Below are 23,652 nucleotides of genomic sequence, written 5' to 3' on the forward strand. Positions count from 1 at the left end.
CTTTTGAAGGTTTACCGAAGCAGATTACTGCTGGGTGGTAACCTTGACTGCATCAATCACAACGTCAACACGACGATCCGGCTCGATGCAAGCCTTGATTTCAGCATTCTGCTTCTTGTTCTTGGCGTATTTCGGGAACTTGGCCTTGCACTCGTCGGTCATCTTGGCATCAGCCTTGCCCTTACCAACAGCAGTAACCTTCTCAGCCGGAACACCAGCGTCTACGAAGTAGGCCTTAACAGCATCAGCACGCTTCTGGGACAGAGCGTTGTTCAGCTTGTCGGAACCCATGAAGTCGGTATAGCCGTCGATTTCAACACCATTCAGGACACCTTGACCTGCGTGAGTCTTCAGCTTGGCAACCAGCGGATCCAGTTCGTTCTTGGCATCAGCACGCAGAGTAGCCTTGTTGAAGTTGAACAGAACCTTGGCGGACAGGGTTACATGCTCTTTCACGGAAACCGGAGCAGCCTTCGGAGCTTGCGCTACCGGGGCAACCGGCTTGGCAGCTTCGCGATCGCCACACTCAACCAGACCATCCTTGGCCTTGTCGAAGTAAGCGGTGTGCCAGCATTCGCCGTAGTTGTTACGGGAAACGGCATCGGTGGTTTGATCTACGGTGTAGCCCGGCTTAGCTGCGAACGCGCTAGCGGAAACCAGCAGAGCAGCAACCAGGGCGCTCAGTTTCAGCTGTTTAGTCATATTATTCCCTCTTTTATCTATGAATCGGTATTGATGCGGTTGACGCAAACACCACGCGGACAATTCTACTGCAAACAACAGGGTAAGCGCCAAACTGTGTTTATGCAGTTAACGGGCACTATAGAAATGCGCCTACCCGGTGTCAACACAGCACGACGGCTGATGCCGCTGAGATGTTGCAGAAAAACATCACAATTCCCAAGAAATCCGGCAATACTGTGTCATTCACACGACACTATCACAACGATGTTACACGCCGACGAAACAGGGGAACGGGCTCTCGATGCGTAGACTGATAGCGTTCAGTAAACGTGTCATATCCGGACAGCGCCCCATCAAGATCTTTGCCATCCTTGATTTCGAAGGCGTTGAAGCCAACCTGCCAGAGATAGTGCAGCAAATCCACCCACACGTCGCCCAGCGCTCTTAACTCACCGGCATAGCTGTAGCGTTCTCGCAACAGCCGACCAAGACTGTAACCACGGCCATCAGTAAATGCCGGGAAATCCACTGCAACTAGCGGAAGGCGGTCCAGATCGGTCGCCAATAGCTGCGGATCATCATCCGGAGCCAGCCAGACTGCCGTCTGCCCTGCGCGAGCCTGCCATGTCGGCTTGTCTGCCAGCCACAGTGCCAGCGGGACGATGACATCTACGTCAGCCGCCACGGTAGGGTATTGCCCTTCCACATCGGCACGCAGTACCTGCCAGCTATCCTGCGTAATTTGTCCATCTTTAATGATGCTTCGCATATACGCGCTCCTTGAAGGGGTCGAGGCCAATACGGCGTACGGTTTCAATAAAGCGCTCCCCTTCTGTGCGCTGCTCCAAATAGACCGTCATGATTTTTTCAAATGCCAGCGGGACATCCGCCTGGGCAAAGGAAGGTCCGATTACTTTGCCAATGGTGGTATGGCTGCCTTGACTGCCACCAAGGGTAATCTGGTACCACTCCTCGCCATTCTTATCCACACCAAGGATGCCGATATTACCAATATGGTGATGTCCGCAGGCATTCATGCAACCGGAGAAATTGCAGTCGATTTCGCCCAGGTCAAACAGGTAATCCAGATCATCAAAGCGAGTCTGGATGGCTTCTGCTACCGGAATGGAGCGGGCATTGGCCAGACTGCAGAAATCACCACCCGGGCAGCAGATGATGTCGGTGAGCAAGCCGATATTGGGCGTGGCAAAGCCCTGGCTCTTGGCCAACTGCCATACTTCATACAAGTCCCGCTCGCGTACATCCGGCAGAATCAGGTTCTGCTCATGTGCCACGCGCAGTTCGCCATAGCCAAAGCGGTCGGCCCAATCTGCCGCAGCATCCATTTGATCTGCCGTGATATCGCCCGGCGGTACGCCGGTCTTTTTCAAGGATAGCACCACCGAACGGTAGCCAGCCTGCTTGTGCGGGCGGGTATTGCGCTCCAGCCAGCGGGCGAATGCCGGCTCGGCAGCCTGCTTTTCGAGGAGTTCGGGCGGATTGGATGGCAGCACGTCATAGGCCGGATCGGTGAAGTAACTGGCGTAATGAGCAACATCCACGTCGCGCAGGGTGGACGGGCCGTCTTTGAGATGCTGCCATTCGTCTTCCACCTTGGCGGCAAAACCGGCCACGGTCATGGCTTTGACCAGAATCTTGATGCGTGCCTTGTACTTGTTGTCGCGACGACCAAAGCGGTTATAGACGCGCAGCACCGCATCCAGGTAGGTCAGCAAATGCCGGGTGGGCAGAAACTCTTTTACCACCTCGCCAACAATGGGGGTACGTCCCAGACCACCACCGACAATCACCTTGAAGCCGACTTCGCCCGCCTCATTGCGCACGACATGCAGGCCGATATCGTGTACTTGGGTTGCGGCACGGTCTTCCACGCTGCCGGATACGGCAATCTTGAACTTGCGCGGCAGGAAGGCGAACTCGGGATGCAGGGTGCTCCACTGACGGATGATTTCGCAGTAGGCACGCGGATCGAGCAATTCGTCCTGGGCTACGCCGGCGAAGGCATCGGTGGTGGTATTGCGCACGCAGTTGCCCGAAGTCTGGATGGCATGCATTTCCACCTCGGCCAGCTCCGCCAGGATATCCGGCACGCGCGCCAGTTCCGGCCAGTTGAACTGGATGTTCTGACGCGTGGTGAAGTGCGCGTAGTTCTTGTCGTAGGTGCGGGCGATATGCGCAAGCTTGCGCAACTGCCGGCTGGCCAGGTGCCCGTACGGAATGGCAACGCGCAGCATGGGTGCATGGCGTTGAACGTACAGGCCATTCATCAGGCGCAACGGGCGGAACTCATCTTCTGTCAGTTCGCCGGAAAGAAAGCGCTGGGTCTGATTGCGAAACTGTTCGACACGTTCGCGCACGATGCGATGGTCGACTTCATCATAACGGTACATGGTTGAATGTCCTTGGGTAAGGTTGGCCTGCTATGGCCGGCCAGCCTTATGCTGGGCGCTTGAGAGGACTGGATTTGATGTGCAGTCCACACTCTTTGGATTCCGGATTTTCCCACCACCAGCGACCGGCACGCACGTCTTCGCCAACGGTAATGGCACGAGTACAAGGAGCACAGCCAATGGAGGGGTAACGCTGATCGTGCAGGGCGTTGTAAGGCACATCGTTGCTACGGATGTATTCCCAGACTTCTGCCTCGGTCCACTCGATCAGCGGATTGAATTTCATCAAACCGTTGTCTGCGTCAAACTCCTGATTTCCCAGGTCTTGCCGGGTTGGCGACTGTTCGCGCCGCAGGCCGGTAATCCACGCCGTCTTGCCTGCCAGGGCCCGCTTCAGCGGCTCGATCTTGCGGACCTGACAACAGGATTTGCGTAGTTCCACACTTTGATAGAAACCGTTGATGCCATGGGTATTGACATAGGTTTCGGTCGCAGCGGTTTCCGGGAAGTAGACCTTGACGGGTACGGCGGGATAGCGCTCGGCAACCTGCTGCATCAGGGTATAGGTTTCAGCCGGCAGCCGGCCGGTATCCAGGCTGAACACCTGCAGCGGCAGGGACAGGCGGGCGATCAGGTCGGTCAGCACCATGTCTTCGGCACCGTAGCTGTTGGCCAGCACTGCGTCCGGGTGTTTGGCGGCAATTTCGGTCAGCAGGGCTTGGGTTGCTGCAAGTTTTACATCCAGGCTCATTGAGCACTCCACGATAGGTAAAGTCTGGCTAGGGCATCATCCTACCCAAGCCCTATATAAACCTAAAAGAATATTGTGTTAGTATTTAATGCCTACAGGTTTTATGGAATATGGCCGTCTTATGAAACTGCAACAGCTGCGCTATCTGGTCGAAGTGGCCAAACAGGGTCTGAATGTCTCCGAAGCTGCAGAGAAACTGCATACTTCGCAGCCGGGCATTTCCAAGCAAATCCGCTTGCTGGAGGATGAACTGGGCATCCAGGTGTTCATCCGCAACGGCAAGCGCGTGGTATCGGTTTCCGAGCCGGGCAAAGAGGTATTGCGCATTTCCGAGCGTATCTTGCGCGAAGCACAGAACCTGAAGCGCGTCGGGGATGAGTTCTCCCGCGAATCGGAAGGCGCGCTCACCATTGCCACCACCCACACGCAGGCGCGCTATGCGCTTCCGTCCACCATTGCGGCCTTCCTGCAACGCTATCCCAAGGTCAAGCTGTCGATCAAGCAAGGCAGTCCGACCCAGATTTGCGAGATGGTGGTATCCGGCGAGGCTGACCTGGCCGTGGCCACCGAGGGCATCGCTCTTTATAAAGAGCTGGCCATGCTGCCGTGCTATGAGTGGAACCGCTCGGTGGTGGTCCCGCAAGATCACCCCTTGTTGCAACTGGATCGCCCACTCACCCTGGCCGACATTGCCAGCTATCCGATTGTCACTTACGACTTTGCCTTTGCCGGCCGCTCCAAGATCAACAAGGCGTTTGCCGATCAGGGCCTCAGCCCCAATGTGGTGCTGACCGCAATCGATACGGATGTGATCAAGACCTATGTGGCTCTGGGGCTGGGCATTGGCATCATCGCCAGCATGGCATTCGAACCAGCCAGGGATGCCAGCCTGCGCATTATCGACGCAGGCCATCTGTTTGAACCCTCCACCACCAAGATCGGCATTCGCAAAGACGCGTATCTGCGTGGTTTCGCCTACACCTTTGTCGAGCTGTTCGCACCGCACCTGCATCGTCGCGAAGTGGATGCCGCCCTGCTGGCCCACGACAACGAGCTGGACGACTAGGCAGGCGTGCCAGCCATACCAACAAGCAAACGCCCCGGCTTGCCGGGGCGTTTCCACTACATGTACTGGCTGATTACAGCGTCAGGCCACCGGTTACTTCAATGGCTGCGCCATTGATGTAGCTGGCTTCATCCGAGGCCAGGAAGGCATAGACATTGGCGATTTCGGCCGGGTCTGCCATGCGCTTCATCGGCACCTTGTCTTCCATGGCCTGGATAACCTTTTCCGGCATGGATTTCAGGATGGGCGTAGCCACAAAGCCCGGGCATACGGCGTTGGCACGAATGCCTTTCTTACCCAGCTCCTTGGCCCAAGTCTTGACGAAGCCGATGACACCAAACTTGGTGGCAGCGTAGTTGGTCTGGCCGAAGTTGCCATAGACACCAACCACCGAAGAAGCATTCAGAATAACACCACCGCCCTGCTCTACCATGGTATCCACCACGGCACGGGCGCAGTTGTAAACACCCTTCAGGTTGATATCAATCACTTTGTCGAACTGGTCGTCGGTCATCTTGATCAGTTGGGCATCCATCACGATGCCAGCATTGTTGACCAACACGTCGATGCGGCCAAAACGGTTTTTCAGATCGCCAACCATATCGGCAATCTGCGCCTTGTCGGTCACATTGACCAGATAGCCAACAGCCTCGCCACCCAGAGCCTTGAGTTCTTCCACTACCGCATTCACCGCATCGATGTTCAGGTCACAGACGGCAACAATGGCACCTTCCTTGACGAACTTCTCTGCAGTGGCTTTGCCGATGCCGCTGGCAGCGCCGGTGATGATGGAGACTTTCCCTTTCAATCGCATGGTTCTTCCTTCATTAACTTGAGGTTGCAGGCAACCCGATTCCGGGTCGACTTTCGGGCTCCACCATCGACCCATTCAAGATCGGGTTCCTGTTTTGGTCTTATCGTTATTATGTTGGTGCTACAAAAAACGGGAGCATCATGCGCTGTTATTTTGCAGCGCAACACGATGTCGCACTGCAATATAGCGCACCTGCTCCCGTCGGTAAAGCAATCGCTCTAGCCTGGCTGCCAACAAGACAAAGGCATTGAAGAAAGAGCGACTTAGGGCTTATTCCAAACCCTTGCTAGCCAGATAATCCTCGTAATTGCCGGTGTAGTAGTCATAACCACCCTTGCCATCCAGCTCCAGCACATGGGTTGCCAGCGAGCTGACAAACTGACGGTCGTGCGATACGAAAATCAGCGTACCCTTGTACTTTTCCAGCGCCATGTTCAAGGATTCGATCGACTCCATATCCATATGGTTGGTCGGTTCGTCCATGATCATCACATTCGGCTTTTGCAGGATCAGCTTGCCATACAGCATGCGGCCCTTCTCGCCACCGGACAGCACACGCACCGGCTTGGTTACCTCGTCACCACCAAACAGCAGGCGGCCCAGCGTGCCACGGATCACCTGCTCGTCGTCGCCTTCCTGACCCCACTCGCGCATCCACTCGGTCAGGTTCATGTCGGTGTCGAAATCGGCTTCGTGGTCCTGCGCGAAATAACCGATCTGGGCTTTTTCCGCCCATTTGATCGTGCCATAGTCTGCAGTCAGACCCTCGGCAAATTTGGGTTCAAACGCACCGGCCAGCAGCTTGATCAGCGAGGTCTTACCTGCGCCGTTAGGGCCGATCACGGCCAGGCGGGCACCGGCTTCCAGAATAAAGCTCATGTCCTTGAACAGCACCTTGCTGTCGTAGGCTTTGCTCAGGTTTTCCACTTCAACGGCCTGACGGTGCAGTTTGAACTTGTCGTCGGTCTCGAAACGGATGAACGGGTTTTGGCGGCTGGAAGGCTTCACCTCCACCATTTCCGACTTCAACTTGTCCACCTGCTTCAGACGGGAAGTAGCCTGACGCGCCTTGGACTTGTTGGCCGAGAAACGGGCCACGAATTCCTGCAGCTCCTGGATGCGCTCCTTGGCCTTGCTGTTGGAAGACAGCTGACGTTCGCGCGCCTGGGCCGAGGCAATCATGTAGTCATCATAATTGCCCGGATAGATACGGATGGTGTTGTAGTCCAGATCCGCCATGTGGGTACACACGGAATTCAGGAAGTGGCGGTCATGCGAAATGATGATCATGGTGGAGTTGCGCTCGTTCAGCACGTTCTCCAGCCAGCGAATGGTGTTGATGTCCAGGTTGTTGGTCGGTTCGTCCAGCAACAGGATGTCCGGGTTGGAGAACAAGGCCTGTGCCAGCAGCACACGCAGCTTCCAGCCCGGAGCCACTTCGCTCATCGGCCCAAAGTGCTGCTCCACCGGAATGCCCACCCCCATCAGCAGTTCGCCGGCACGCGCTTCGGCAGTATAGCCGTCATATTCGGCAAACTTGGCCTCCAGCTCGGCCGCGTGCATATAGTCTTCTTCGGTGGCTTCGAGATTGGCGTAAATGGCGTCACGCTCGCTCATTGCCGCCCACATCTCGGTATGGCCCATCATCACCACATCGATGACGCGCTGGTCTTCATAGGCAAACTGATCCTGACGCAGCTTACCCAGACGCAGGCCGTTTTCAATGGCCACTTCGCCGCTGGTCTGCTCCAGGTCGCCGCCCAGAATCTTCATGAAAGTCGATTTGCCGGAACCGTTGGCACCAATCAGGCCGTAACGGTTGCCTTCGCCAAACTTGACGCTAACCTTTTCAAACAAAGGCTTAACGCCAAACTGCATGGTAATGTTGCTTGTGGTAATCACGCTTGGGATCCTTCAGCCAATCCAGCCGTAAGTATCGGAAAAACCGTGGATTCTATCACATCGGCACGACAATCCGGCGCATCACACCAAATGCAATGACATGCTTTTGACCCGTAGGGGAATTCCGCTACAATCGAAGACTTTGAATCCTCATCCCTAGATATAGGCAGAACTATGCTTACCGGTAGCTTGGTTGCCCTGGTCACCCCGATGTCCACTGATGGTCGGGTCGACTTCGAATCCCTTTCCCGCCTGGTCGATTTCCACATCGACAATGGCACCAGCGGCATTGTTGCCGTCGGTACCACCGGCGAATCCGCCACCCTTGCCGTTGATGAGCACATCGCCGTTGTCGAAGCTGTCATCAAACAGGCCAAGGGCCGCGTCAAGGTTATCGCCGGCACCGGGGCAAACTCCACCGCCGAAGCCATCGAACTGGCGGCACATGCCAAGCAGGCCGGTGCCGACATGACGCTTTCCGTGGTGCCCTACTACAACAAACCGACGCAGGAAGGCATGTACCGCCATTTCCGCGCAATTGCTGAAAGTGTCGACATTCCGGTCATCTTGTACAACGTACCGGGCCGTACCGTTGCCGACATGAACAACGACACCGTTCTGCGTCTTGCCGAAGTACCCGGCATCATCGGACTGAAAGATGCGACGGGTGATATCGGCCGCGCTTGCGACCTGATCAGCCGTGTGCCGAAAAACTTCGCGCTGTACTCCGGCGATGACGCCACCGGCATGGCTTTCATGCTGTGCGGTGGCAATGGCGTGATTTCAGTAACGTCCAATGTTGCACCTAAACTGATGAGCCAGATGTGTGCCGCCGCGATTGCCGGCAACGCAGCACTGGCACGTGAGCTGAATGACAAGTTGCAAGGTCTGCACAAACAGCTGTTTGCCGAACCCAATCCGATTCCGGCCAAGTGGGTACTGCAAGAGCTGGGCATGATTCCTGCAGGCATCCGCCTCCCCCTTCATGTGATGTCGGACAACCTGCGCCCGCAGCTGACCGCCGCCATGAAACAGGCTGAACTCATTTAAACCCCCTGACGACAAGGGAGTCCGCATGAAACGAAGCGCGCCCGCCGCGATTCTGCTGGCAACCGGCATTCTCGCTGGTTGCAGCACCTCCAACCCGCTGGAAAAGAAACTGGACTATAAGTCCGCCGAGCCGCCAAAGGCAGGTAACTCACTGGAAGTCCCGCCTGATCTGACTGCGCCGCAGATTCAGAACAAGTACGTCATCCCGACAACCGGTAGTGCCTCGGCCCTGGCCAATAGCAATGCTGCCGCAGCTGCACAGCAGGCACCTGCCGTACAAGCTGCTGTTACCGGCAATACCATTGCCGTCAACAGCATCAACAACATCACCATGGAACGCGCTGGCACACAGCGCTGGCTCGAGGTCAAGGGCAAGTCTCCTGCCGAACTGTGGCCAGTGCTGAAGGCGTTCTGGCAGGAAAACGGTTTTGTCATAAAAACCGAAGAGCCTGATCTTGGCATCATGGAAACCGACTGGGCGGAAAACCGCGCCAAGCTGCCATCCGATGGCATTCGCAAGCTGATGGAAACCGTTGGCCTGGGTGGTGCCATGTCGACACCGGAGCGCGACAAGTTCCGCATCCGGCTTGAGAAGACCGCCAACGGCACTGAAATCTACTTCTCGCATCGCGGCATGTACGAAACCTTCATTAACGAAGGCAAATCGGACACCATGTGGCAGCCGCGTCCGGTAGACCCGAATCTGGAAGCCGAACTGCTGGGCCGTTTCATGATCCGCATGGGCATCAGCGAAGAGCAGGCCAAGGAAGCCGTCAAGAAAACCCAGGTCGTTGCCGACAAGCCGAAAGACAGCATTGTGGGTGGCACACTGAATATCAACGATAGCTTTGACCGCGCTTGGCGTCGTGTCGGCCTGGCACTGGACCGCATTGGTCTGGTGGTGAACGACCGCGATCGCTCACAAGGTCTGTACTTCGTCAAACCCGCCAAGGGCGAACTAGACAAGAAGGACGAAGCCTCCAGCAGCGGTGGTTTCTGGTCCAGCCTGGCGTTCTGGAAGAGCAAGGATGCTGCCGAGAAGGCCAATTCATCCAGCCCGGAATACCGGATTCAGATCAAGGAAGCAGACAGCGGCAGCAGTACCCTTGTGGTACTGGACAAGCAAGGCAAACCCTTGTCTGACAGTTTTGCCAAGTCGGTTCTCTCCAAGCTGCAGACTGAACTACAGTAAGCCCGCCGCAGGAAAGCAAGAAGCCCGCGCAAGCGGGCTTTTTTCATGCCTGAATACCGGAGGAACCACAATCAGCAGGCCATGGACGTAAAAAAACCGGCCGAAGCCGGTTTTTGGTGCTTTCGCGCTGAATTACTGAGCAGCGGAAGCAGCCGGAGCGGAAGCAGCAGCAGCGGAAGCGTCAGCAGCCGGAGCGGAAGCGTCAGCAGCCGGAGCGGAAGCGTCAGCAGCCGGAGCGGAAGCTTCAACAGCAGGAGCGGAAGCTTCAGCCGGAGCATCAGCCTTCTTACCGCAAGCGGACAGAGCAACGGCCAGCAGGGCAGCAACGAGGAGCGACTGTTTCATTTTTTCTTGACCTTTAAAGATAAGTTAACAAGACGTCAATTTAATCGCCCAAGCTGTATTTGGAAATGACTGGGCGACTGAAAATCTTTCAGTGCGCAAATTGTATCACGAAAAAAATTGCTGTGTAGGGGGGCAGACCAGCAAAAACGCCACTAATCCCACTGCAACCTTCCGCAGCGCAGCATTCCCGGCAAAATGAGCGTTTGAACGCCGATGCTTGACCGGTAGATGCCTTGCCATGTGTACATTTGAACATCTGATGTGGTTATTTTGCTACAGACTGCGGCAAATGCCAATATCCAGATAGATATCCTTCGTACAGCGCATCCAATAACGACGGCCTGATGTCGGCTGGGGACAAATGCCGCTGATTGGCAAATTGTTGCCACAGTGCAACATCATTCGGTTCGATTTCGAGAACCTCACCATTGCAATAGAACATTTCATCATGGAACAGAATCAGGCTTTTGCGATCCAGTTCAATCCCGAGCAGCCCTACTTCTTGGGCAAACTCATCCTCATCCAGCTCTTCTGCTGGTGAATCGTAAAACACATGCGGCTTCGGTTCGGTCAGATAGTGTCCAAGGAAGTCGCTGATCGTCTGCTTGTCCCAAGTAATCTGACTTAGCATCTGGCTGACTTTATCTACCATTTCATCGCTGATGCGCGCCGGGTCTGGCTGACGTTGCAATTCAGGATCGGCATAACGGCCCTCCAGGCAGATGTGGTCCTGCATGTACACCAGAAACTGCGTTGCCAGCTCCTGCGTCGGTGCCGCGCGAAAACCGATGGAGTAAGTCATGCCCGGCTCAAGCGCCACCCCATAATGCGCACATTTGGGTGGCAGATAGAGCATGTCGCCATGTTCCAGCACAAACTCCTCTTCCACACGGAAGTCCTGCAAAACCCTGATGGGGGCATCCGGAATGAAATCGTCATCCGCTTGCGAGGAAATCTGCCAGCGCTTGCGCCCCCCCACTTGCAACAGGAAAACATCGTAGGAATCAAAATGCGGACCAACCGTGCCACCAGGTGGCGCATAGCTAATCATCAGATCATCCAGCCTGGCAAAAGGGATGAAATCGAATTGCCACAGAATCTTGTCGATATGCGGCAAGTGGTGGTTCACATTCTGCACCAGGATGGTCCAGTCGGTTTCACCCAGCTTACGGAATCGAGCGGGACGGAAGGGGCCACGCTCCAGGTGCCATTTTCCGTTGCGGTTTTCGATCAGGCGTGACTCCACATCTTCCTGCATCGCCAGTTCGGACAGGCATTTGAAATCAACATGCGGCCCAACCTCAGTCAGCGCACCACGAATCAGCAAAGGCTTTTTTTGCCAGTATTCGCTCAGAAACTCTTCAGGGGTCAGCCCCCCCAGCAATGTCATCGTTTTCATGGCAGTTTCACGGGCTTACGAGCCCATCTATGGTTTACAATACGTTCAAGCGGCTTTCCCGCACGATTACTTGCAGGCCAAGAGGCGTATCCCGCCTTGCCCTGACAAGGTTTTTCATTTCATTCCGGACAATTTCTGATGCAAATCGCCAAAGACACCGTCGTTACCCTCCACTACGAGATGTTCGACGCGGAGAACACCCTCCTCGACAAAACCGAAGAGCCCATTGCCTACCTGCACGGTGGCTATGATGGCATCTTCCCGCTGGTTGAAGAGGCCCTGCACGGCAAGAGCGTTGGCGACTCCGTCGACGTCAAGCTGACCCCGGATGATGCCTTCGGCGATCCGGAAGAAGAGCTGGTTCGTGTCGAAGACTTGGACGTCTTCCCGGCTGATGTTGAAGTCGGCATGATGTTTGAAGCCGACGATCCGGAAACCGGCGATGTTCTGCTGTTCCGCGTCACCGACATCGCCGACGGCAAAGCCATCGTGGATGCCAACCATCCGCTGGCAGGTCAGACTATCCGCTTTGTTGCCAAGGTTACCGAAGTGCGTGCCGCTACTGCCGAAGAACTGAGCCACGGCCACGTTCACGGCGCACATGGCCACCACCATTAAGCATTAAGCCTGGCACTACACCGTAGTGCCGGTTCAAGACTGGCGCAGTCCTGACCGCAATCCGGTTCACAGGCTGCGCCAGTTTTCAATTGGCCTCCGCCATCCCCGGCTTCAGCCATGGAGCTTGCCGTGATGACGGCTTTCAGGCTGGCGCCAGCATGCCTTCAGAATCGGCCTTTCCCCTTGATGCAAGGCAAAAGACTGCCAATGGCAGTAGCGAAACGCCTGGCAGCTTGCTGGCCCGCGGAGCAAGGCAGGCCACAGATGGCGCACCAGCCTGTCGGCTCAGGCGACCGCTTTCCGGCCCAGCGACACCCGATCCAGCCCGGCCAGATCAAGCAGGGTTTCCACCGCCTGCAAGCCTGCTTGCCGCAAGAGCTGCCGCACCGCCTCACCTTGATCATAGCCATGCTCCAGCATGACCCAACCACCCGGCTTCAATCGCAGGGGGGCGCCGGCAATGATTTCGCGCAGGCAGGCCAGACCGTCACTTTCATCCGTGAGGGCCATGCGTGGTTCAAAACGGACATCACCCTCGTCCAGATGATGATCGTGCTGTTCGATATACGGCGGATTGGAAACAATCAGGTCGAAATCGCCCTGCCCGGCCAGTGGCTGATACCAGCTTCCCTGATGAAAGTGGACCACCGCGCCCAACTGTTCGGCATTGCCACGGGCAACTTCAAGTGCGGCCGCAGACAAATCAACCGCCTGCACCTGCCATACCGGGGCTTCCAGTGCCAAGGTAACGGCAATGGCACCACTGCCACAGCCCAGGTCCAGCACGCGCATTGGTGCGACAGCGGCCACGCGCTGCAAGGCGGCTTCTACCAGATGCTCGGTCTCGGGGCGGGGGATCAACACCGCAGGTGTAACCCGGAAGTTGCGACCATAGAATTCGCGTTCGCCCAGCAAGTAGGCCATCGGCTCGCCTTGCAGGCGGCGCTGTGCCAGCTGCGTAAACTGGGCAGCTTCACTTTCAGTGAGCTGCAGATCAGGATCGGCAATCATGCGGGCATGGGTCAGGCCCGGACGGACATGCTGCAACAGCATGCGTGCCTCCAGACGGGGCAGTGGATGGCAGCGCAGTGCCTGTGCAAGGGTCAGCATCATTCAAAGCAGGAAAATGGTGGCCAGGCCAAGGAAAATGAAAAAACCACCGGAATCGGTGCAGGCGGTGATCAACACGCTGGAGCCCAGTGCGGGATCCCGCCCCAGTTTTTGCATCAGGGAAGGAATCAGCACCCCCATGGTGGCGGCCAGCATCAGGTTGAGCGTCATGGCAGCCAGCATCACCAGCCCCAATGACAGGCGTCCATACAATAGCCAGGCAATCAGGCCGATGGCCCCGCCCCATATCAGTCCATTGATGATGCTGACCCCCAATTCCTTGCGCCACAAGCGCCAAGCCTGGCTTACCTGCATCTGGCCCATGGCCAGCGCGCGCACAATCATGGTGATGGTCTGATTGCCAGAGTTACCGCCAATGCCGGCCACGATAGGCATCAGCGCAGCCAATGCCACCAGTTGGTTGATGGATTGTTCAAACACACCAATCACGCGGGAAGCAACAAAGGCGGTACACAGATTGATGGCCAGCCAGGACCAGCGGTTCTTCACAGAGTCGATCACCGGTGCAAACAGGTCTTCTTCTTCTTTCAAACCGGCCAGATTCAGCACTTCGCTGTCCGACTCCTCGCGCATCACATCGACCATTTCGTCCACGGTCAGGCGGCCAATCAGCGCACCGCGCTCATCGACAACAGGTGCGGATACCAGATCGTAACGCTCGAATGCCAGGGCCGCGTCTCGCGCTTCATCTTCTGGCTGGAAGGATACGACCTCGGTCGCCATTACGTCGGCCACCATGGCTTCCGGATCGGCCACCAACAGGCTGCGCAAGGGCAGTACCCCGCAGAGCACTTCATTGGCGTCCAGCACAAAAATCTTGTCGGTCTGGTGCGGCAGCTCGTCAAAACGGCGCAGATAGCGCAATACGACTTCACAACTGACATCGGCACGGATTTTCACCAGCTCAAAATCCATCAGGGCACCGATGCTGCCCTCCGGGTAGGACAGTGCCGATTGCAGTTGCTCACGCTCGGCTTCATCCAGCTCCCCCATGACTTCGTAAACCACCTGCCGCGGCAGATCGCCGGCGAGGTCTGCCAACTCATCGGTATCCAACTGACGCACAGCGGCAACCAGTTCGTCCGGGGCCATGGACTCGATCAGGGTTTCCCGGACGGCATCGGAAACTTCCAGCAGGATGTCACCATCCTGCTGTGCCTTGACGCGATTCCAGACCAGCAGCCGCTCTTCCAGCGGCAGGGCTTCGAGAATGTAGGCGATATCTGCCGGATGCAGGTTTTGCAGCCTTTGCTGCAGATCATCGAGTGCCGGTGAAGTGGCAGGGGCGACAGCATCATTTTCCTGATGCAGCGCAATCAGCCTTTGCACCTCAGCCAGGCTTTCGCTCAATCGTTCAGCAGTTTGTTTTTTTTCGATAACCGACAAGCACAACTCCTTCCGCCATGGCGACGGAGACTGGGCTACACGGTCGTAACGGCGGGAATCAACAAGGAAAAACGGGGGAGCCAGAGGCTATGGGGTAACTGGGTAAGTCCATGTGCAATACCACGCCTTTTCGGCGCGGCAGAACGTATAAACAGGAGCGGGATTGTAACATGAAGCCCCCTTGCCTTCCAGCAAGGGGTATCTCAGGGAAGGTCGGCAAACGCCATGCGACGCTGGATGATGCGGGTTTTCTTCATCAAGCCCGGCGCATTGCGATGCTCATCGTAGTAACGCGGATTAGGCACCATGGCAGCCAGTTTGGCCGCCTGCCCCGCGGAGAGCCGGGCAGCGCTGGTATGGAAGTAATAGCGGGCAGCGGCTTCGGCCCCAAATACACCGTTACCCCACTCGATGACATTGAGGTAAATCTCGAAAATGCGGCGTTTATCCAGCACCTTCTCCAGCATCACGGTAATGGCGGCCTCTTCCAGCTTGCGCCATGGTGTTTTCTTGCTGGACAGAAACAGGTTTTTTGCCAATTGCTGGCTGATGGTGGAACCACCCGCCACGATGCGCCCCTGCTTCAGGTTCTTTTCGAAAGCCGCCTCGATGCCATCCCAGTCAAAGCCTTCGTGATCGGCAAACTTGGCATCTTCCGCCGCAATCAGCGCGCGTTTGAGATTGGGGGAAATCTGGGCGTACGGCACCCATTTCTGCCGCAAGGCAGCCTCGGGGTCGTCTTCCTGCAGTTTGGCCAACTGCTCGTTCATGAAGGCACTGGCGGAAGGATTATGACTGCGCCAGTAAACGATGTGACCGAAGATCCACAGGTTGTACAACACAATGGCGGCCACCAGGACCGCCATGATCTTGAAAATGAGCCGCATCAAATCAAGCCAGCACTTCTCGCAGCATATTGGTGACCTTGCGTGTATCCGGCTTGACCCCACGCCAGATATGGAAGGACTCGGCAGCCTGCTCCACCAGCATGCCCAGGCCATCGGCCAGCATGCCGGCGTTTTCGCTTTGCGCACGTTTCAGGAAAGGCGTCAGACCCTTGCTGTACACCATGTCGTAAGCCAGAGTGCGCGCCGTAAAGATGTTGGCCGGCAGCGGCGGGATTTCATTATGCAGGCTGGTGGAAGTCCCGTTGATGATGATGTCGAAGGTTTTGCCTTCCAGCGCCTCGTAACCACTGGCCTGAACCTCACCCCAGGGGGCGAAATGATGGGCAATGGATTCCGCCTTGATCAAGGTACGGTTGGCAATGGTCACCTTGGCTGGCTTTTGCTCCAGAATCGGTTCCAGCACGCCGCGAACAGCACCACCGGCACCCAGGATGAGGATGCTTTTGCCTTCCATCGGGAAATCAAGGTTTTCCACGATATCGCGCACCAGGCCGACACCGTCAGTATTGTCGCCATAGACTTTGCCATCACGGAAAGTCAGGGTATTGACGGCTTCGGCGGCACGGGCGCGCTCGGTCACTTCCTGCGCCATGCGGAAGGCATCGCCCTTGAACGGCAGGGTGACATTCAGGCCCAGGCCACCGTTTTGCACAAACTGGCCAACCACTTCGTTGAACTTGTCCAGCTCGGCAAACAGCTTTTCATATTGCACGGCTTCGCCGGTGGCGCGGGCAAACTCGCTATGAATGAACGGAGACTGGCTATGGGAAACGGGGTTACCGATGACGGCGTAACGGTTGGTCATGATCAGCTTTCTTGGATTCCTGTGGTGCTACCGCATTGTGCGGTTCATCTGCTGAGGTAGCACTTTGCCGTGTAACGTCATAAACATCAACCGGTCAATACCCCTGTCCCAACAATCCAGCGCAGCTCAGCCCTGCACCCAGGGCAGGCCATGAGCCTTCCAGCCGGTCAGATTGCCGCGGTGTTCCTGCCCATCCTTGTCCCCTTCAAAGCCTTCCAGCACGTTGTAAACCCGAGTGTAACCGGCGGCGGCGGCCAATACCGCAGCCTCATGCGAACGCACGCCACTGCGGCACATCAGCAGCAGCACCGCATCCTTGCCAACTGCGCCCTGCAATTGGGCAGAGAACTGCGGATTGGGCTGCATGCCGGGGAAAGTGCGCAGCTCGATGCGTAGCGCGCCGGGCACTACACCAACGAATTGCCATTCAGCCGCACTGCGTACATCCACCAGCACGGCGCCTTCCAAATGCTGGGTAAGATAATGGGCTTCAGGCGGCGTCAGCGCGCCCTGATAAGCAAGCTGCTGGCTTGCCGCACGTTCGGCGGCAGTTTGCAGAATGAGGGTTGTTTGTTCCATCGTTGACCTTCCTTTCCTTGTAACGAGGCCGTGTCATTCTTTGCCGTATGGCAGGCTTGCCAGCCTGCCCAGGAGCGGGCACAAGCAAAGCACCATGATGGTGCAATTCAACCATGCAGCATCCCATTTTGGTGCGTATTGAATGACTAGCCGGGTCGCAGACCCTGTGACACAATGATTAAATTAGCGTTCTTAGCCTGGCACGCTTCATGCTTGAGTCGAAGCGTACCATCTTTATCAAGCAATATTGCTTTCGATGCACGTTGCCTTTAGGAGAACATTCATGGCGGTTGCAGACGTAGTCAAGCTGATTCAAGAAAACGACGTCAAGTTCGTAGACCTGCGCTTTACTGATACCCGTGGTAAAGAACAACACGTTACCATCCCGGCACACGTGCTGCTGGAAGATGCTGATGAATGGTTTGAGCGCGGCCACGCGTTCGACGGTTCTTCTATCGCCGGCTGGAAGGGTATCCAGGCTTCCGACATGCTGCTGATGGCTGATCCGGCCACCGCCAAGATCGACCCCTTCTTTGACGAACCCACCGTATTCATGTCTTGTGACGTGATCGACCCGGCTGACGGCAAGGGTTACGACCGCGACCCGCGCTCCATCGCCAAGCGCGCTGAAGCTTACCTGAAGGCATCCGGCCTGGGCGACACCGCCTACTTTGGTCCGGAACCGGAATTCTTCGTATTCGACAGCATCACCTGGGGCACCGACATGTCCGGTTGCTTCGTGAAGATCAAGTCCGAAGAAGCTGCCTGGGCCTCCGCCGAAGAATTCGAAGGTGGCAACACCGGTCACCGTCCGGGCGTGAAGGGTGGCTACTTCCCGGTTCCGCCGGTTGACTCTGCACAAGACCTGCGTTCCGCCATGGTTCTGCTGCTGGAAGAGCTGGGCGTTCCGGTTGAAGTACACCACCACGAAGTGGCCACTGCCGGCCAAATGGAAATCGGTACCAAGTTCAGCACCCTGACCCAGCGTGCCGACTGGACCCAGATCCTGAAATACGTGGTTCAGAACGTGGCACACAGCTACGGCAAGACCGCTACCTTCATGCCCAAGCCCATCGTTGGTGACAACGGTTCCGGCATGCACGTTCACCAGTCCATCTGGAAAGACGGCAAGAACCTGTTTGCTGGCGACGGCTACGCCGGCCTGTCCGACACCGCCCTGTACTACATCGGCGGTATCATCAAGCACGCCAAGGCGCTGAACGCCATCACCAACCCGGGTACCAACTCCTACAAGCGTCTGGTTCCGCACTACGAAGCTCCGGTGAAACTGGCTTACTCCGCCAAGAACCGTTCCGCTTCCATCCGTATCCCGCACGTGGCCAACCCGAAGGCACGCCGTATCGAAGCGCGCTTCCCGGATCCGCTGGCTAACCCGTACCTGTGCTTCTCCGCGCTGCTGATGGCTGGTCTGGACGGTATCCAGAACAAGATTCACCCGGGCGATGCCGCTGACAAGAACCTGTACGACCTGCCGCCGGAAGAAGACAAGCTGATCCCGACCGTGTGCGCCAGCCTGGACGAAGCCCTGGCTGCCCTGGACGCAGACCGCGACTTCCTGACCCGTGGCGGTGTGTTCTCCAACGAATGGATCGACGCCTACATCGAACTGAAGATGCAGGAGGTCAACCTGACCCGCATGACTACCCACCCGGTAGAATTTGCGATGTACTACTCCCTGTAATCAGGCAGCGGCGTCCACGGACGCCTTGCCGGATGCACAAAGCCCGCACAAGTACTACCTGTGCGGGCTTTTTCATGGCTGCCAGCCCGGCTTGCTCGGGCGAGGTTCATTCCGGCAAGCCGGCAAAAGCCTTGAGCATGGCCAGACCATCCTGCGGTGCGATGATCAACTGGCTGACATCAAATGCCGGGTCAAACACCGGGGCAAACTGGGGGAAGCGGGCCAACTCTTCCGGGCGCGGGGTGTGAAACCCCATATACCAGTGGCCGAACTCACGTTGCTTGCACTCAGTCCGAAACAGCGACTCCACCTGATGATGCCGCCTATCCTGGCCAATGCGCCGAAAGGTAGCCTCAACCACGGCCTCCTCACCTTCAAGCAACTGCAGGAAACAGCCATCCCGGTATAACAGCAGGCCGGTAATCTGGTTGGCCTGATTATTGATGACTGACTGGTCGAGAATGGCTGTTAGTTCAGCAGGCGCCAGGGAAGCACTAGCCTTGCTGGAATAAAGCAACTGAATCAACATGCACAAAGCTTCCTTATAGGTGACGGGTCAACACCGGTCCTGACGGATACCGCGCTATCAAAGGATGTTGTGTCCAGCACTGCAGGCCGATTGCGGATTGTCCATGATATTGGCAAGTAGCGCGCATGAAGCGCATGCTGCCGCATTCCCGGTCATCTGGCAAATTGCCTCCTCTTGTTCCGGCAATGCAGATGTGACGTGCGCCAGCCTTTTGCTTATCATAGCGTCACGTCCACCCGTTTTCTCCGCTAATGCCCAAAACCATGAAAACGCTTGCCTTCTGCCTGCTGCTGACCTGCAGCCTCGCCCAGGCCGAGGTATACAAATACGTCGATGCCAACGGCAATGTCACCTTCACCAATGTGCCGATCAAGGGTGCCAAGCCCATGCATCTGGCACCGCTGTCCACCTATGGCGGCGGCGGTTCCAGTAAACCGCGCGCAGCAGGCAATAGCCGATCGGCCTCGACACCGGATGGCTACCCCAGCGTGGACAACGGCACCCAGTCCAAGCGTGATGAGGGCAGGCGCAAGATACTGGAAGGCGAGCTGTCCAACGAGAAAAAGGCACTGGCTGATGCACAAAAAGCCTATACCGAAGGTGCCGCCACTCGCAACGGCGACGAAACCCGTAATTACCAGAAATACCTGGATCGGGTACAGAAACTAAAGGACGCCGTGACCGAGCGACAGAAGAACGTGGATGCCTTGCGCCGCGAATTGGGGCAGTCCGCGTCATCTGCACAATAATGGTGCATCATTAAGGCCGATTTCGTGCATCCGCTGTGCTCTGGCTTGGCGTGCTTATTGCTAACAGCTACAGGCACAGCCCCATCCGATTCGGAGCACCATGAACTCTCCCAGCTTTGCCGGTCTGGAATTACTCGATACGCCGGTACTGATTGCCCATGCCGACGGCAGTCTCGAGTTTGCCAATCCCGCTTGTGAAAACCTGCTCGCCATAGGCCGGCGCGAGCTGCTGCGCCACACCCTGTTCGAGTTGCTGCAGGACAGCCCTGCCTTGCGGCAAGCGCTGACGACCGCGCTACAACACAATTCCAGCTATATCGAGCACGACCTGGAGCTGCGTACGCCGCATGGTGAGCAGCCGCTGCATATCGCCCTGTCAGTGACGCCGATTGATGCGGAAGGCCGGCTGGCGCTGGTCGAGCTGCGACCGCTGGATCAGCAACTGAAAATTGCCAATGAAGAGCGGCTTTTGCTGCAACAACAGGCTAATCGCGAGCTGATTCGTAACCTGGCGCATGAAATCAAGAACCCCTTGGGGGGAATCCGCGGTGCGGCCCAGTTGCTGGAGCATGAGCTGTCAGACCGGCCGGAGCTGAAGGAATACACCGAAGTCATCCAGGAAGAAGCGCTGCGCCTGCAATCGCTGGTAGACCGTCTGCTGGCCCCGCATCGCCGCCATGTGCGCAGCGAAATCAATATCCACGAAGTGCTGGAACGGGTGCGCAGCATTGCGCTGGCCGAGTATCCGCAGGGTCTCACCATCCGCCGCGATTACGACACCAGCCTGCCGCAGATGGTGGCCGACAAGGAGCAATTGATCCAAGTGGTGCTCAACATCGTCAAGAATGCCATTCAGGCGATGAAGGCCAAGGGCGAGGTGATTTTGCGTACCCGCGTTGCCCGGCAAGTCACCCTGGCACGCAAGCGTCATGGGCTGGCATTAAAATTGCAGATTGTCGACAACGGCCCCGGCATTCCGGAAGAAATCAGGGATCACATTTTCTATCCCCTGGTCACCGGACGCGCCGAAGGCACTGGTTTGGGGCTGACATTGGCCCAGGCCTATGTGCATCAGCATGGCGGTAGCATCGAATTTGAATCCCGCCCCGGCCAGACCTGCTTTACCGTGATGCTGCCTTTCAGCAACACGGATTGAACTCAATTACAGAAACGAGGGCTGCTATGAATAACCCGGTGTGGATCATCGATGACGACAAGGCCATCCGCTGGGTACTGGAAAAGGCGCTTGGCCGCAGCGGCATCGGCTTTGACAGCTTTTCCAGTGCCGATGACGCACTCAACGCCCTGTACGACAATACGCCGCGCGTCATCATTTCCGACATTCGCATGCCGGGGACGGACGGCCTGAAATTCCTTTCCAAGGTAAAGGCGGATCACCCGCAATTGCCGGTCATCATCATGACCGCGCATTCCGACCTGGACTCCGCCGTTGCCGCCTTTCAAGGTGGTGCCTTCGAATACCTGCCCAAGCCCTTTGATGTCGACCAGGCGGTGCAACTGATCGAGCGCGCACTGGCGGAAAGCAATAGCCAGATCGAAGCCACTGGCGGGGTGGAAGCCATGCCAGTGCTGCTAGGCCAGGCTCCCGCCATGCAGGACGTGTTCCGCGCCATTGGCCGCTTGTCACAATCGCACGTCACCGTGCTGATTACCGGCGAGTCCGGTACCGGCAAGGAGCGGGTGGCCGAAGCGCTGCATCGCCATTCGGTGCGCTCCAGCAAGCCTTTCATTGCCCTGAATACCGCAGCCATTCCCAAGGATTTGCTGGAGTCCGAGCTGTTTGGCCATGAAAAAGGCGCGTTTACCGGCGCGCTGGCCACCCGGCGCGGTCGTTTTGAAGAGGCGGAAGGCGGCACGCTGTTTCTGGATGAAATCGGCGACATGCCCACCGAGCTGCAAACCCGCTTGCTGCGCGTGCTGTCGGACGGACACTTTTACCGCGTGGGCGGCCATGTGCCGATCAAGGCCAATGTGCGGGTGATTGCCGCCACCCACCAGAATCTGGAAGACCGGGTCAAACGCGGCCTGTTCCGGGAGGACCTGTTCCACCGCCTGAACGTGATCCGCCTGCGTCTGCCGCCCTTGCGCGAACGGCGCGAGGACATCCCGCTGCTGACCCGCCATTTCCTGGCCAAGAGCGCCAGCAGTCTGGGCGTTGAGCCCAAGCGCCTGACCGAAGCGGCCATGGAAGTGATCAAGTTCCACAGCTTTACCGGTAATGTGCGCGAACTGGAAAACCTGTGTCAGTGGATTACCGTGATGGCACCGGGCCAGCAGGTGGAAGTGGGCGACTTGCCCGCCGAACTGCGCGAACCGGAAGCCGCTGCACCAGCCACAGAGAGCGATGGCAGCCCGGTGATCAGCAGTGCCGTGCACGTGGTGGACTGGACGCTGGGCCTGGCCGAAGAAGTGGCACGCCGACTGCGCGCCGGTGAAGTCGGCATCATCGACGACCTGACCCGACGCTTTGAAGAAAGCTGCATCCGCACCGGGCTGGCCCACACCGGTGGCCGCAAGGTGGAAGCCGCCCATTTGCTGGGCTGGGGCCGCAACACCCTGACCCGCAAGATTCAGGAACTGGGCATGGAAGGGCATGACGAACATGCCGACCATGTCTAGGCCCTGACTGCTTAGCCTGCCAGTACGGTAAGGCCGGGGAGCGTGGCGAAGCTGCGCTCCCGTACCGTGGCCAGAAAATCCTGCATGAAGGCAAGCGGCGCATCCTCGCTACGCACCGCGGCATACAACTCGCTGCGCAGGCCCTCATCGCCAATGGTACGCGCCACCACATAGCCCTTTTCAAGATAAGGCCGCACCGCCCAGTACGGCAAGGCCGCCACCCCGCGCCGGCTGGCCACCAACTGGATGATGGCCACCGTCAGCTCGCTGCTGCGCCGTGGCGGGTTCACCCCGGCGGGCAACAACACCTTGCGCCACAAATCCAGCATGTCATCCGGCACCGGGTACTGGATCAGCGTTTCCCCGGCGAAATCCGCCGCCTGCCACACTTTTTTGTCCGCCAGCGGATGATCCCGCGCCACGATGCCCACCATCTCGTAGGCAAACAGCGGCTGATGCACGATGCCGGCTTGGGCCTCCACTTCCGACACGATGGCCAGGTCAGCGCGCTGGGTCAGCAGCAGGCTGACCGGGTCGGCATGAAAGCCGGACACGATGTCCAGCTCCACCGCCGGCCAGTGCTGACGGTAACTGTCCATGGCCGGCATCAGCCAGTCAAAGCAGGTATGGCACTCCACCGCCACCCGCAACTCCCCTGCCTCACCCTCACGGATACGCGCCACATCGCGCTCGGCGGCCGCCACGCGGCCCAGCAGCTCATGCGCCAGCGTCAGCAGGCGTTCCCCCGCCAGGGTAAAGCGTAGCGGCTGGCTTTTGCGTTCAAACAGCGGCTGCTGATAGTAGGCCTCCAGCTGCTTCAGTTGATGCGACAAGGCGGACTGGGTGAGAAACACCCGTTCTGCCGCCAGCGACACGCTGCCGGTTTCCTGCAAGGCAATCAGGGTGCGCAAGTGGCGCAGTTCCAGCATGATGGACTCCCGCGGCTATTCATGAAAATTATTAATGCAAAATACAAAAATTATGCGTTTGA

At 57.4% G+C, this 23,652-nt stretch carries 23 protein-coding genes; 8 read left to right on the forward strand and 15 right to left on the reverse strand.

Translation table 11 applies throughout. The features are described 5' to 3' along the window. Positions 1–24: 24 nt before the first annotated feature. The 4 genes from DLM_RS15400 to DLM_RS15415 form a co-directional block, all read right to left on the reverse strand. Positions 25–702: an OmpA family protein gene (locus DLM_RS15400; RefSeq protein WP_089085607.1), complete on the reverse strand. Its 678-nt coding sequence runs from the start codon at positions 700–702 to the stop codon at positions 25–27. Positions 703–940: 238 nt separating this feature from the next. Further along, entirely contained in the window at positions 941–1,453 is a 513-nt protein-coding gene (locus DLM_RS15405; RefSeq protein ID WP_089085606.1) for a DUF934 domain-containing protein, read from the reverse strand. After that, a complete protein-coding gene (locus DLM_RS15410; protein ID WP_089085605.1) occupies positions 1,437–3,095 on the reverse strand; it encodes a nitrite/sulfite reductase in 1,659 nt (552 codons plus the stop codon). Before DLM_RS15410 ends, DLM_RS15405 begins: the two co-directional genes overlap by 17 nt. Before the next feature lie 46 nt (positions 3,096–3,141). Continuing rightward, positions 3,142–3,846 carry a phosphoadenylyl-sulfate reductase gene (locus tag DLM_RS15415; protein WP_089085604.1) on the reverse strand — a complete coding sequence of 235 codons (705 nt, stop codon included), beginning with the start codon at positions 3,844–3,846 and terminating at the stop codon, positions 3,142–3,144. A 121-nt stretch (positions 3,847–3,967) separates the two neighbouring features. Between DLM_RS15415 and cysB the strand changes: the two genes are divergently transcribed. Next, positions 3,968–4,912, forward strand: a complete 945-nt coding sequence (gene cysB, locus DLM_RS15420) for an HTH-type transcriptional regulator CysB (RefSeq protein WP_089085603.1) — start codon at positions 3,968–3,970, stop codon at positions 4,910–4,912. Between the two features lie 73 nt (positions 4,913–4,985). Here cysB and fabG read toward each other — a convergent pair whose 3' ends face one another. Together fabG and DLM_RS15430 are read right to left on the reverse strand one after the other, a co-directional pair. After that, complete coding sequence (gene fabG, locus DLM_RS15425; protein WP_089085602.1) at positions 4,986–5,726, reverse strand: 3-oxoacyl-ACP reductase FabG; 741 nt, start codon at positions 5,724–5,726, stop codon at positions 4,986–4,988. Positions 5,727–5,996: 270 nt separating this feature from the next. After that, complete coding sequence (locus DLM_RS15430; protein ID WP_089085601.1) at positions 5,997–7,628, reverse strand: ABC-F family ATPase; 1,632 nt, start codon at positions 7,626–7,628, stop codon at positions 5,997–5,999. Positions 7,629–7,802: 174 nt separating this feature from the next. Between DLM_RS15430 and dapA the strand changes: the two genes are divergently transcribed. Both dapA and bamC read left to right on the forward strand, forming a co-directional pair. Beyond that, entirely contained in the window at positions 7,803–8,678 is an 876-nt protein-coding gene (dapA, locus tag DLM_RS15435) for a 4-hydroxy-tetrahydrodipicolinate synthase (RefSeq protein ID WP_089085600.1), read from the forward strand. 25 nt (positions 8,679–8,703) lie between these two features. After that, positions 8,704–9,870, forward strand: coding sequence for an outer membrane protein assembly factor BamC (bamC, locus tag DLM_RS15440; RefSeq protein WP_089085599.1), 1,167 nt, complete (start codon positions 8,704–8,706; stop codon positions 9,868–9,870). A 71-nt stretch (positions 9,871–9,941) separates the two neighbouring features. Here the strand turns inward: bamC and DLM_RS15445 are convergent, their stop codons facing one another. After that, positions 9,942–10,148, reverse strand: a complete 207-nt coding sequence (locus DLM_RS15445) for a hypothetical protein (protein WP_197715424.1) — start codon at positions 10,146–10,148, stop codon at positions 9,942–9,944. A 332-nt stretch (positions 10,149–10,480) separates the two neighbouring features. Next, on the reverse strand, positions 10,481–11,473 hold the full coding sequence (locus DLM_RS15450; RefSeq protein ID WP_331852731.1) for a cupin domain-containing protein: 993 nt from the start codon (positions 11,471–11,473) through the stop codon (positions 10,481–10,483). A 279-nt stretch (positions 11,474–11,752) separates the two neighbouring features. Between DLM_RS15450 and DLM_RS15455 the strand changes: the two genes are divergently transcribed. Continuing rightward, a complete protein-coding gene (locus tag DLM_RS15455) occupies positions 11,753–12,232 on the forward strand; it encodes an FKBP-type peptidyl-prolyl cis-trans isomerase (RefSeq protein WP_089085597.1) in 480 nt (159 codons plus the stop codon). Between the two features lie 285 nt (positions 12,233–12,517). On the opposite strand, the gene prmC is transcribed toward DLM_RS15455, so the two are convergent. From prmC to DLM_RS15480, 5 genes are all read right to left on the reverse strand, one after another. Beyond that, entirely contained in the window at positions 12,518–13,342 is an 825-nt protein-coding gene (prmC, locus tag DLM_RS15460; RefSeq protein ID WP_197715597.1) for a peptide chain release factor N(5)-glutamine methyltransferase, read from the reverse strand. Between the two features lie 3 nt (positions 13,343–13,345). After that, complete coding sequence (gene mgtE, locus DLM_RS15465) at positions 13,346–14,749, reverse strand: magnesium transporter (RefSeq protein ID WP_089085596.1); 1,404 nt, start codon at positions 14,747–14,749, stop codon at positions 13,346–13,348. Positions 14,750–14,952: 203 nt separating this feature from the next. Continuing rightward, positions 14,953–15,639 (reverse strand): monofunctional biosynthetic peptidoglycan transglycosylase, encoded by a 687-nt coding sequence (gene mtgA / locus DLM_RS15470; RefSeq protein ID WP_197715425.1) that lies wholly within the window; start codon positions 15,637–15,639, stop codon positions 14,953–14,955. Position 15,640: 1 nt separating this feature from the next. Next, positions 15,641–16,462: a shikimate dehydrogenase gene (gene aroE, locus DLM_RS15475; protein ID WP_089085594.1), complete on the reverse strand. Its 822-nt coding sequence runs from the start codon at positions 16,460–16,462 to the stop codon at positions 15,641–15,643. Positions 16,463–16,588: 126 nt separating this feature from the next. After that, positions 16,589–17,041, reverse strand: a complete 453-nt coding sequence (locus DLM_RS15480; RefSeq protein ID WP_089085593.1) for a rhodanese-like domain-containing protein — start codon at positions 17,039–17,041, stop codon at positions 16,589–16,591. Positions 17,042–17,324: 283 nt separating this feature from the next. Between DLM_RS15480 and glnA the strand changes: the two genes are divergently transcribed. Next, entirely contained in the window at positions 17,325–18,743 is a 1,419-nt protein-coding gene (gene glnA, locus DLM_RS15485; protein ID WP_045847615.1) for a type I glutamate--ammonia ligase, read from the forward strand. Between the two features lie 106 nt (positions 18,744–18,849). On the opposite strand, the gene DLM_RS15490 is transcribed toward glnA, so the two are convergent. Continuing rightward, positions 18,850–19,272, reverse strand: coding sequence for a BLUF domain-containing protein (locus tag DLM_RS15490; protein ID WP_089085592.1), 423 nt, complete (start codon positions 19,270–19,272; stop codon positions 18,850–18,852). A 263-nt stretch (positions 19,273–19,535) separates the two neighbouring features. On the opposite strand from DLM_RS15490, the gene DLM_RS15495 reads away from it, so the two are divergent. The 3 genes from DLM_RS15495 (at position 19,536) to ntrC (ending at position 22,661) form a co-directional block, all read left to right on the forward strand. Then, positions 19,536–20,021: a DUF4124 domain-containing protein gene (locus DLM_RS15495; protein ID WP_089085761.1), complete on the forward strand. Its 486-nt coding sequence runs from the start codon at positions 19,536–19,538 to the stop codon at positions 20,019–20,021. Between the two features lie 100 nt (positions 20,022–20,121). Next, positions 20,122–21,177 (forward strand): nitrogen regulation protein NR(II), encoded by a 1,056-nt coding sequence (glnL, locus tag DLM_RS15500; RefSeq protein WP_089085591.1) that lies wholly within the window; start codon positions 20,122–20,124, stop codon positions 21,175–21,177. Positions 21,178–21,203: 26 nt separating this feature from the next. Then, a complete protein-coding gene (gene ntrC, locus DLM_RS15505) occupies positions 21,204–22,661 on the forward strand; it encodes a nitrogen regulation protein NR(I) (RefSeq protein ID WP_089085590.1) in 1,458 nt (485 codons plus the stop codon). Positions 22,662–22,672: 11 nt separating this feature from the next. Here the strand turns inward: ntrC and DLM_RS15510 are convergent, their stop codons facing one another. After that, positions 22,673–23,590, reverse strand: a complete 918-nt coding sequence (locus DLM_RS15510; RefSeq protein ID WP_089085589.1) for a LysR family transcriptional regulator — start codon at positions 23,588–23,590, stop codon at positions 22,673–22,675. Between the last annotated feature and the right edge of the window lie 62 nt (positions 23,591–23,652).

This window comes from Aquitalea magnusonii (genome assembly GCF_002217795.2).
GTDB lineage: Bacteria > Pseudomonadota > Gammaproteobacteria > Burkholderiales > Chromobacteriaceae > Aquitalea > Aquitalea magnusonii_B.

Excerpts from the sequence above, each read along its gene's own strand:
- DLM_RS15415 (WP_089085604.1), bottom strand. The coding sequence starts at position 3,846 with ATGAGCCTGGATGTAAAACTTGCAGCAACCCAAGCCCTGCTGACCGAA.
- DLM_RS15400 (WP_089085607.1), bottom strand. The coding sequence starts at position 702 with ATGACTAAACAGCTGAAACTGAGCGCCCTGGTTGCTGCTCTGCTGGTT.
- DLM_RS15510 (WP_089085589.1), bottom strand. The coding sequence starts at position 23,590 with ATGCTGGAACTGCGCCACTTGCGCACCCTGATTGCCTTGCAGGAAACC.
- ntrC (WP_089085590.1), top strand. The coding sequence starts at position 21,204 with ATGAATAACCCGGTGTGGATCATCGATGACGACAAGGCCATCCGCTGG.
- glnA (WP_045847615.1), top strand. The coding sequence starts at position 17,325 with ATGGCGGTTGCAGACGTAGTCAAGCTGATTCAAGAAAACGACGTCAAG.
- DLM_RS15455 (WP_089085597.1), top strand. The coding sequence starts at position 11,753 with ATGCAAATCGCCAAAGACACCGTCGTTACCCTCCACTACGAGATGTTC.
- glnL (WP_089085591.1), top strand. The coding sequence starts at position 20,122 with ATGAACTCTCCCAGCTTTGCCGGTCTGGAATTACTCGATACGCCGGTA.
- DLM_RS15405 (WP_089085606.1), bottom strand. The coding sequence starts at position 1,453 with ATGCGAAGCATCATTAAAGATGGACAAATTACGCAGGATAGCTGGCAG.
- DLM_RS15495 (WP_089085761.1), top strand. The coding sequence starts at position 19,536 with ATGAAAACGCTTGCCTTCTGCCTGCTGCTGACCTGCAGCCTCGCCCAG.
- DLM_RS15445 (WP_197715424.1), bottom strand. The coding sequence starts at position 10,148 with ATGCTCCGGCTGAAGCTTCCGCTCCTGCTGTTGAAGCTTCCGCTCCGG.
- bamC (WP_089085599.1), top strand. The coding sequence starts at position 8,704 with ATGAAACGAAGCGCGCCCGCCGCGATTCTGCTGGCAACCGGCATTCTC.
- cysB (WP_089085603.1), top strand. The coding sequence starts at position 3,968 with ATGAAACTGCAACAGCTGCGCTATCTGGTCGAAGTGGCCAAACAGGGT.
- DLM_RS15410 (WP_089085605.1), bottom strand. The coding sequence starts at position 3,095 with ATGTACCGTTATGATGAAGTCGACCATCGCATCGTGCGCGAACGTGTC.
- DLM_RS15450 (WP_331852731.1), bottom strand. The coding sequence starts at position 11,473 with ATGCAGGAAGATGTGGAGTCACGCCTGATCGAAAACCGCAACGGAAAA.
- prmC (WP_197715597.1), bottom strand. The coding sequence starts at position 13,342 with ATGCTGACCCTTGCACAGGCACTGCGCTGCCATCCACTGCCCCGTCTG.
- fabG (WP_089085602.1), bottom strand. The coding sequence starts at position 5,726 with ATGCGATTGAAAGGGAAAGTCTCCATCATCACCGGCGCTGCCAGCGGC.
- DLM_RS15490 (WP_089085592.1), bottom strand. The coding sequence starts at position 19,272 with ATGTTGATTCAGTTGCTTTATTCCAGCAAGGCTAGTGCTTCCCTGGCG.
- dapA (WP_089085600.1), top strand. The coding sequence starts at position 7,803 with ATGCTTACCGGTAGCTTGGTTGCCCTGGTCACCCCGATGTCCACTGAT.
- aroE (WP_089085594.1), bottom strand. The coding sequence starts at position 16,462 with ATGACCAACCGTTACGCCGTCATCGGTAACCCCGTTTCCCATAGCCAG.
- DLM_RS15480 (WP_089085593.1), bottom strand. The coding sequence starts at position 17,041 with ATGGAACAAACAACCCTCATTCTGCAAACTGCCGCCGAACGTGCGGCA.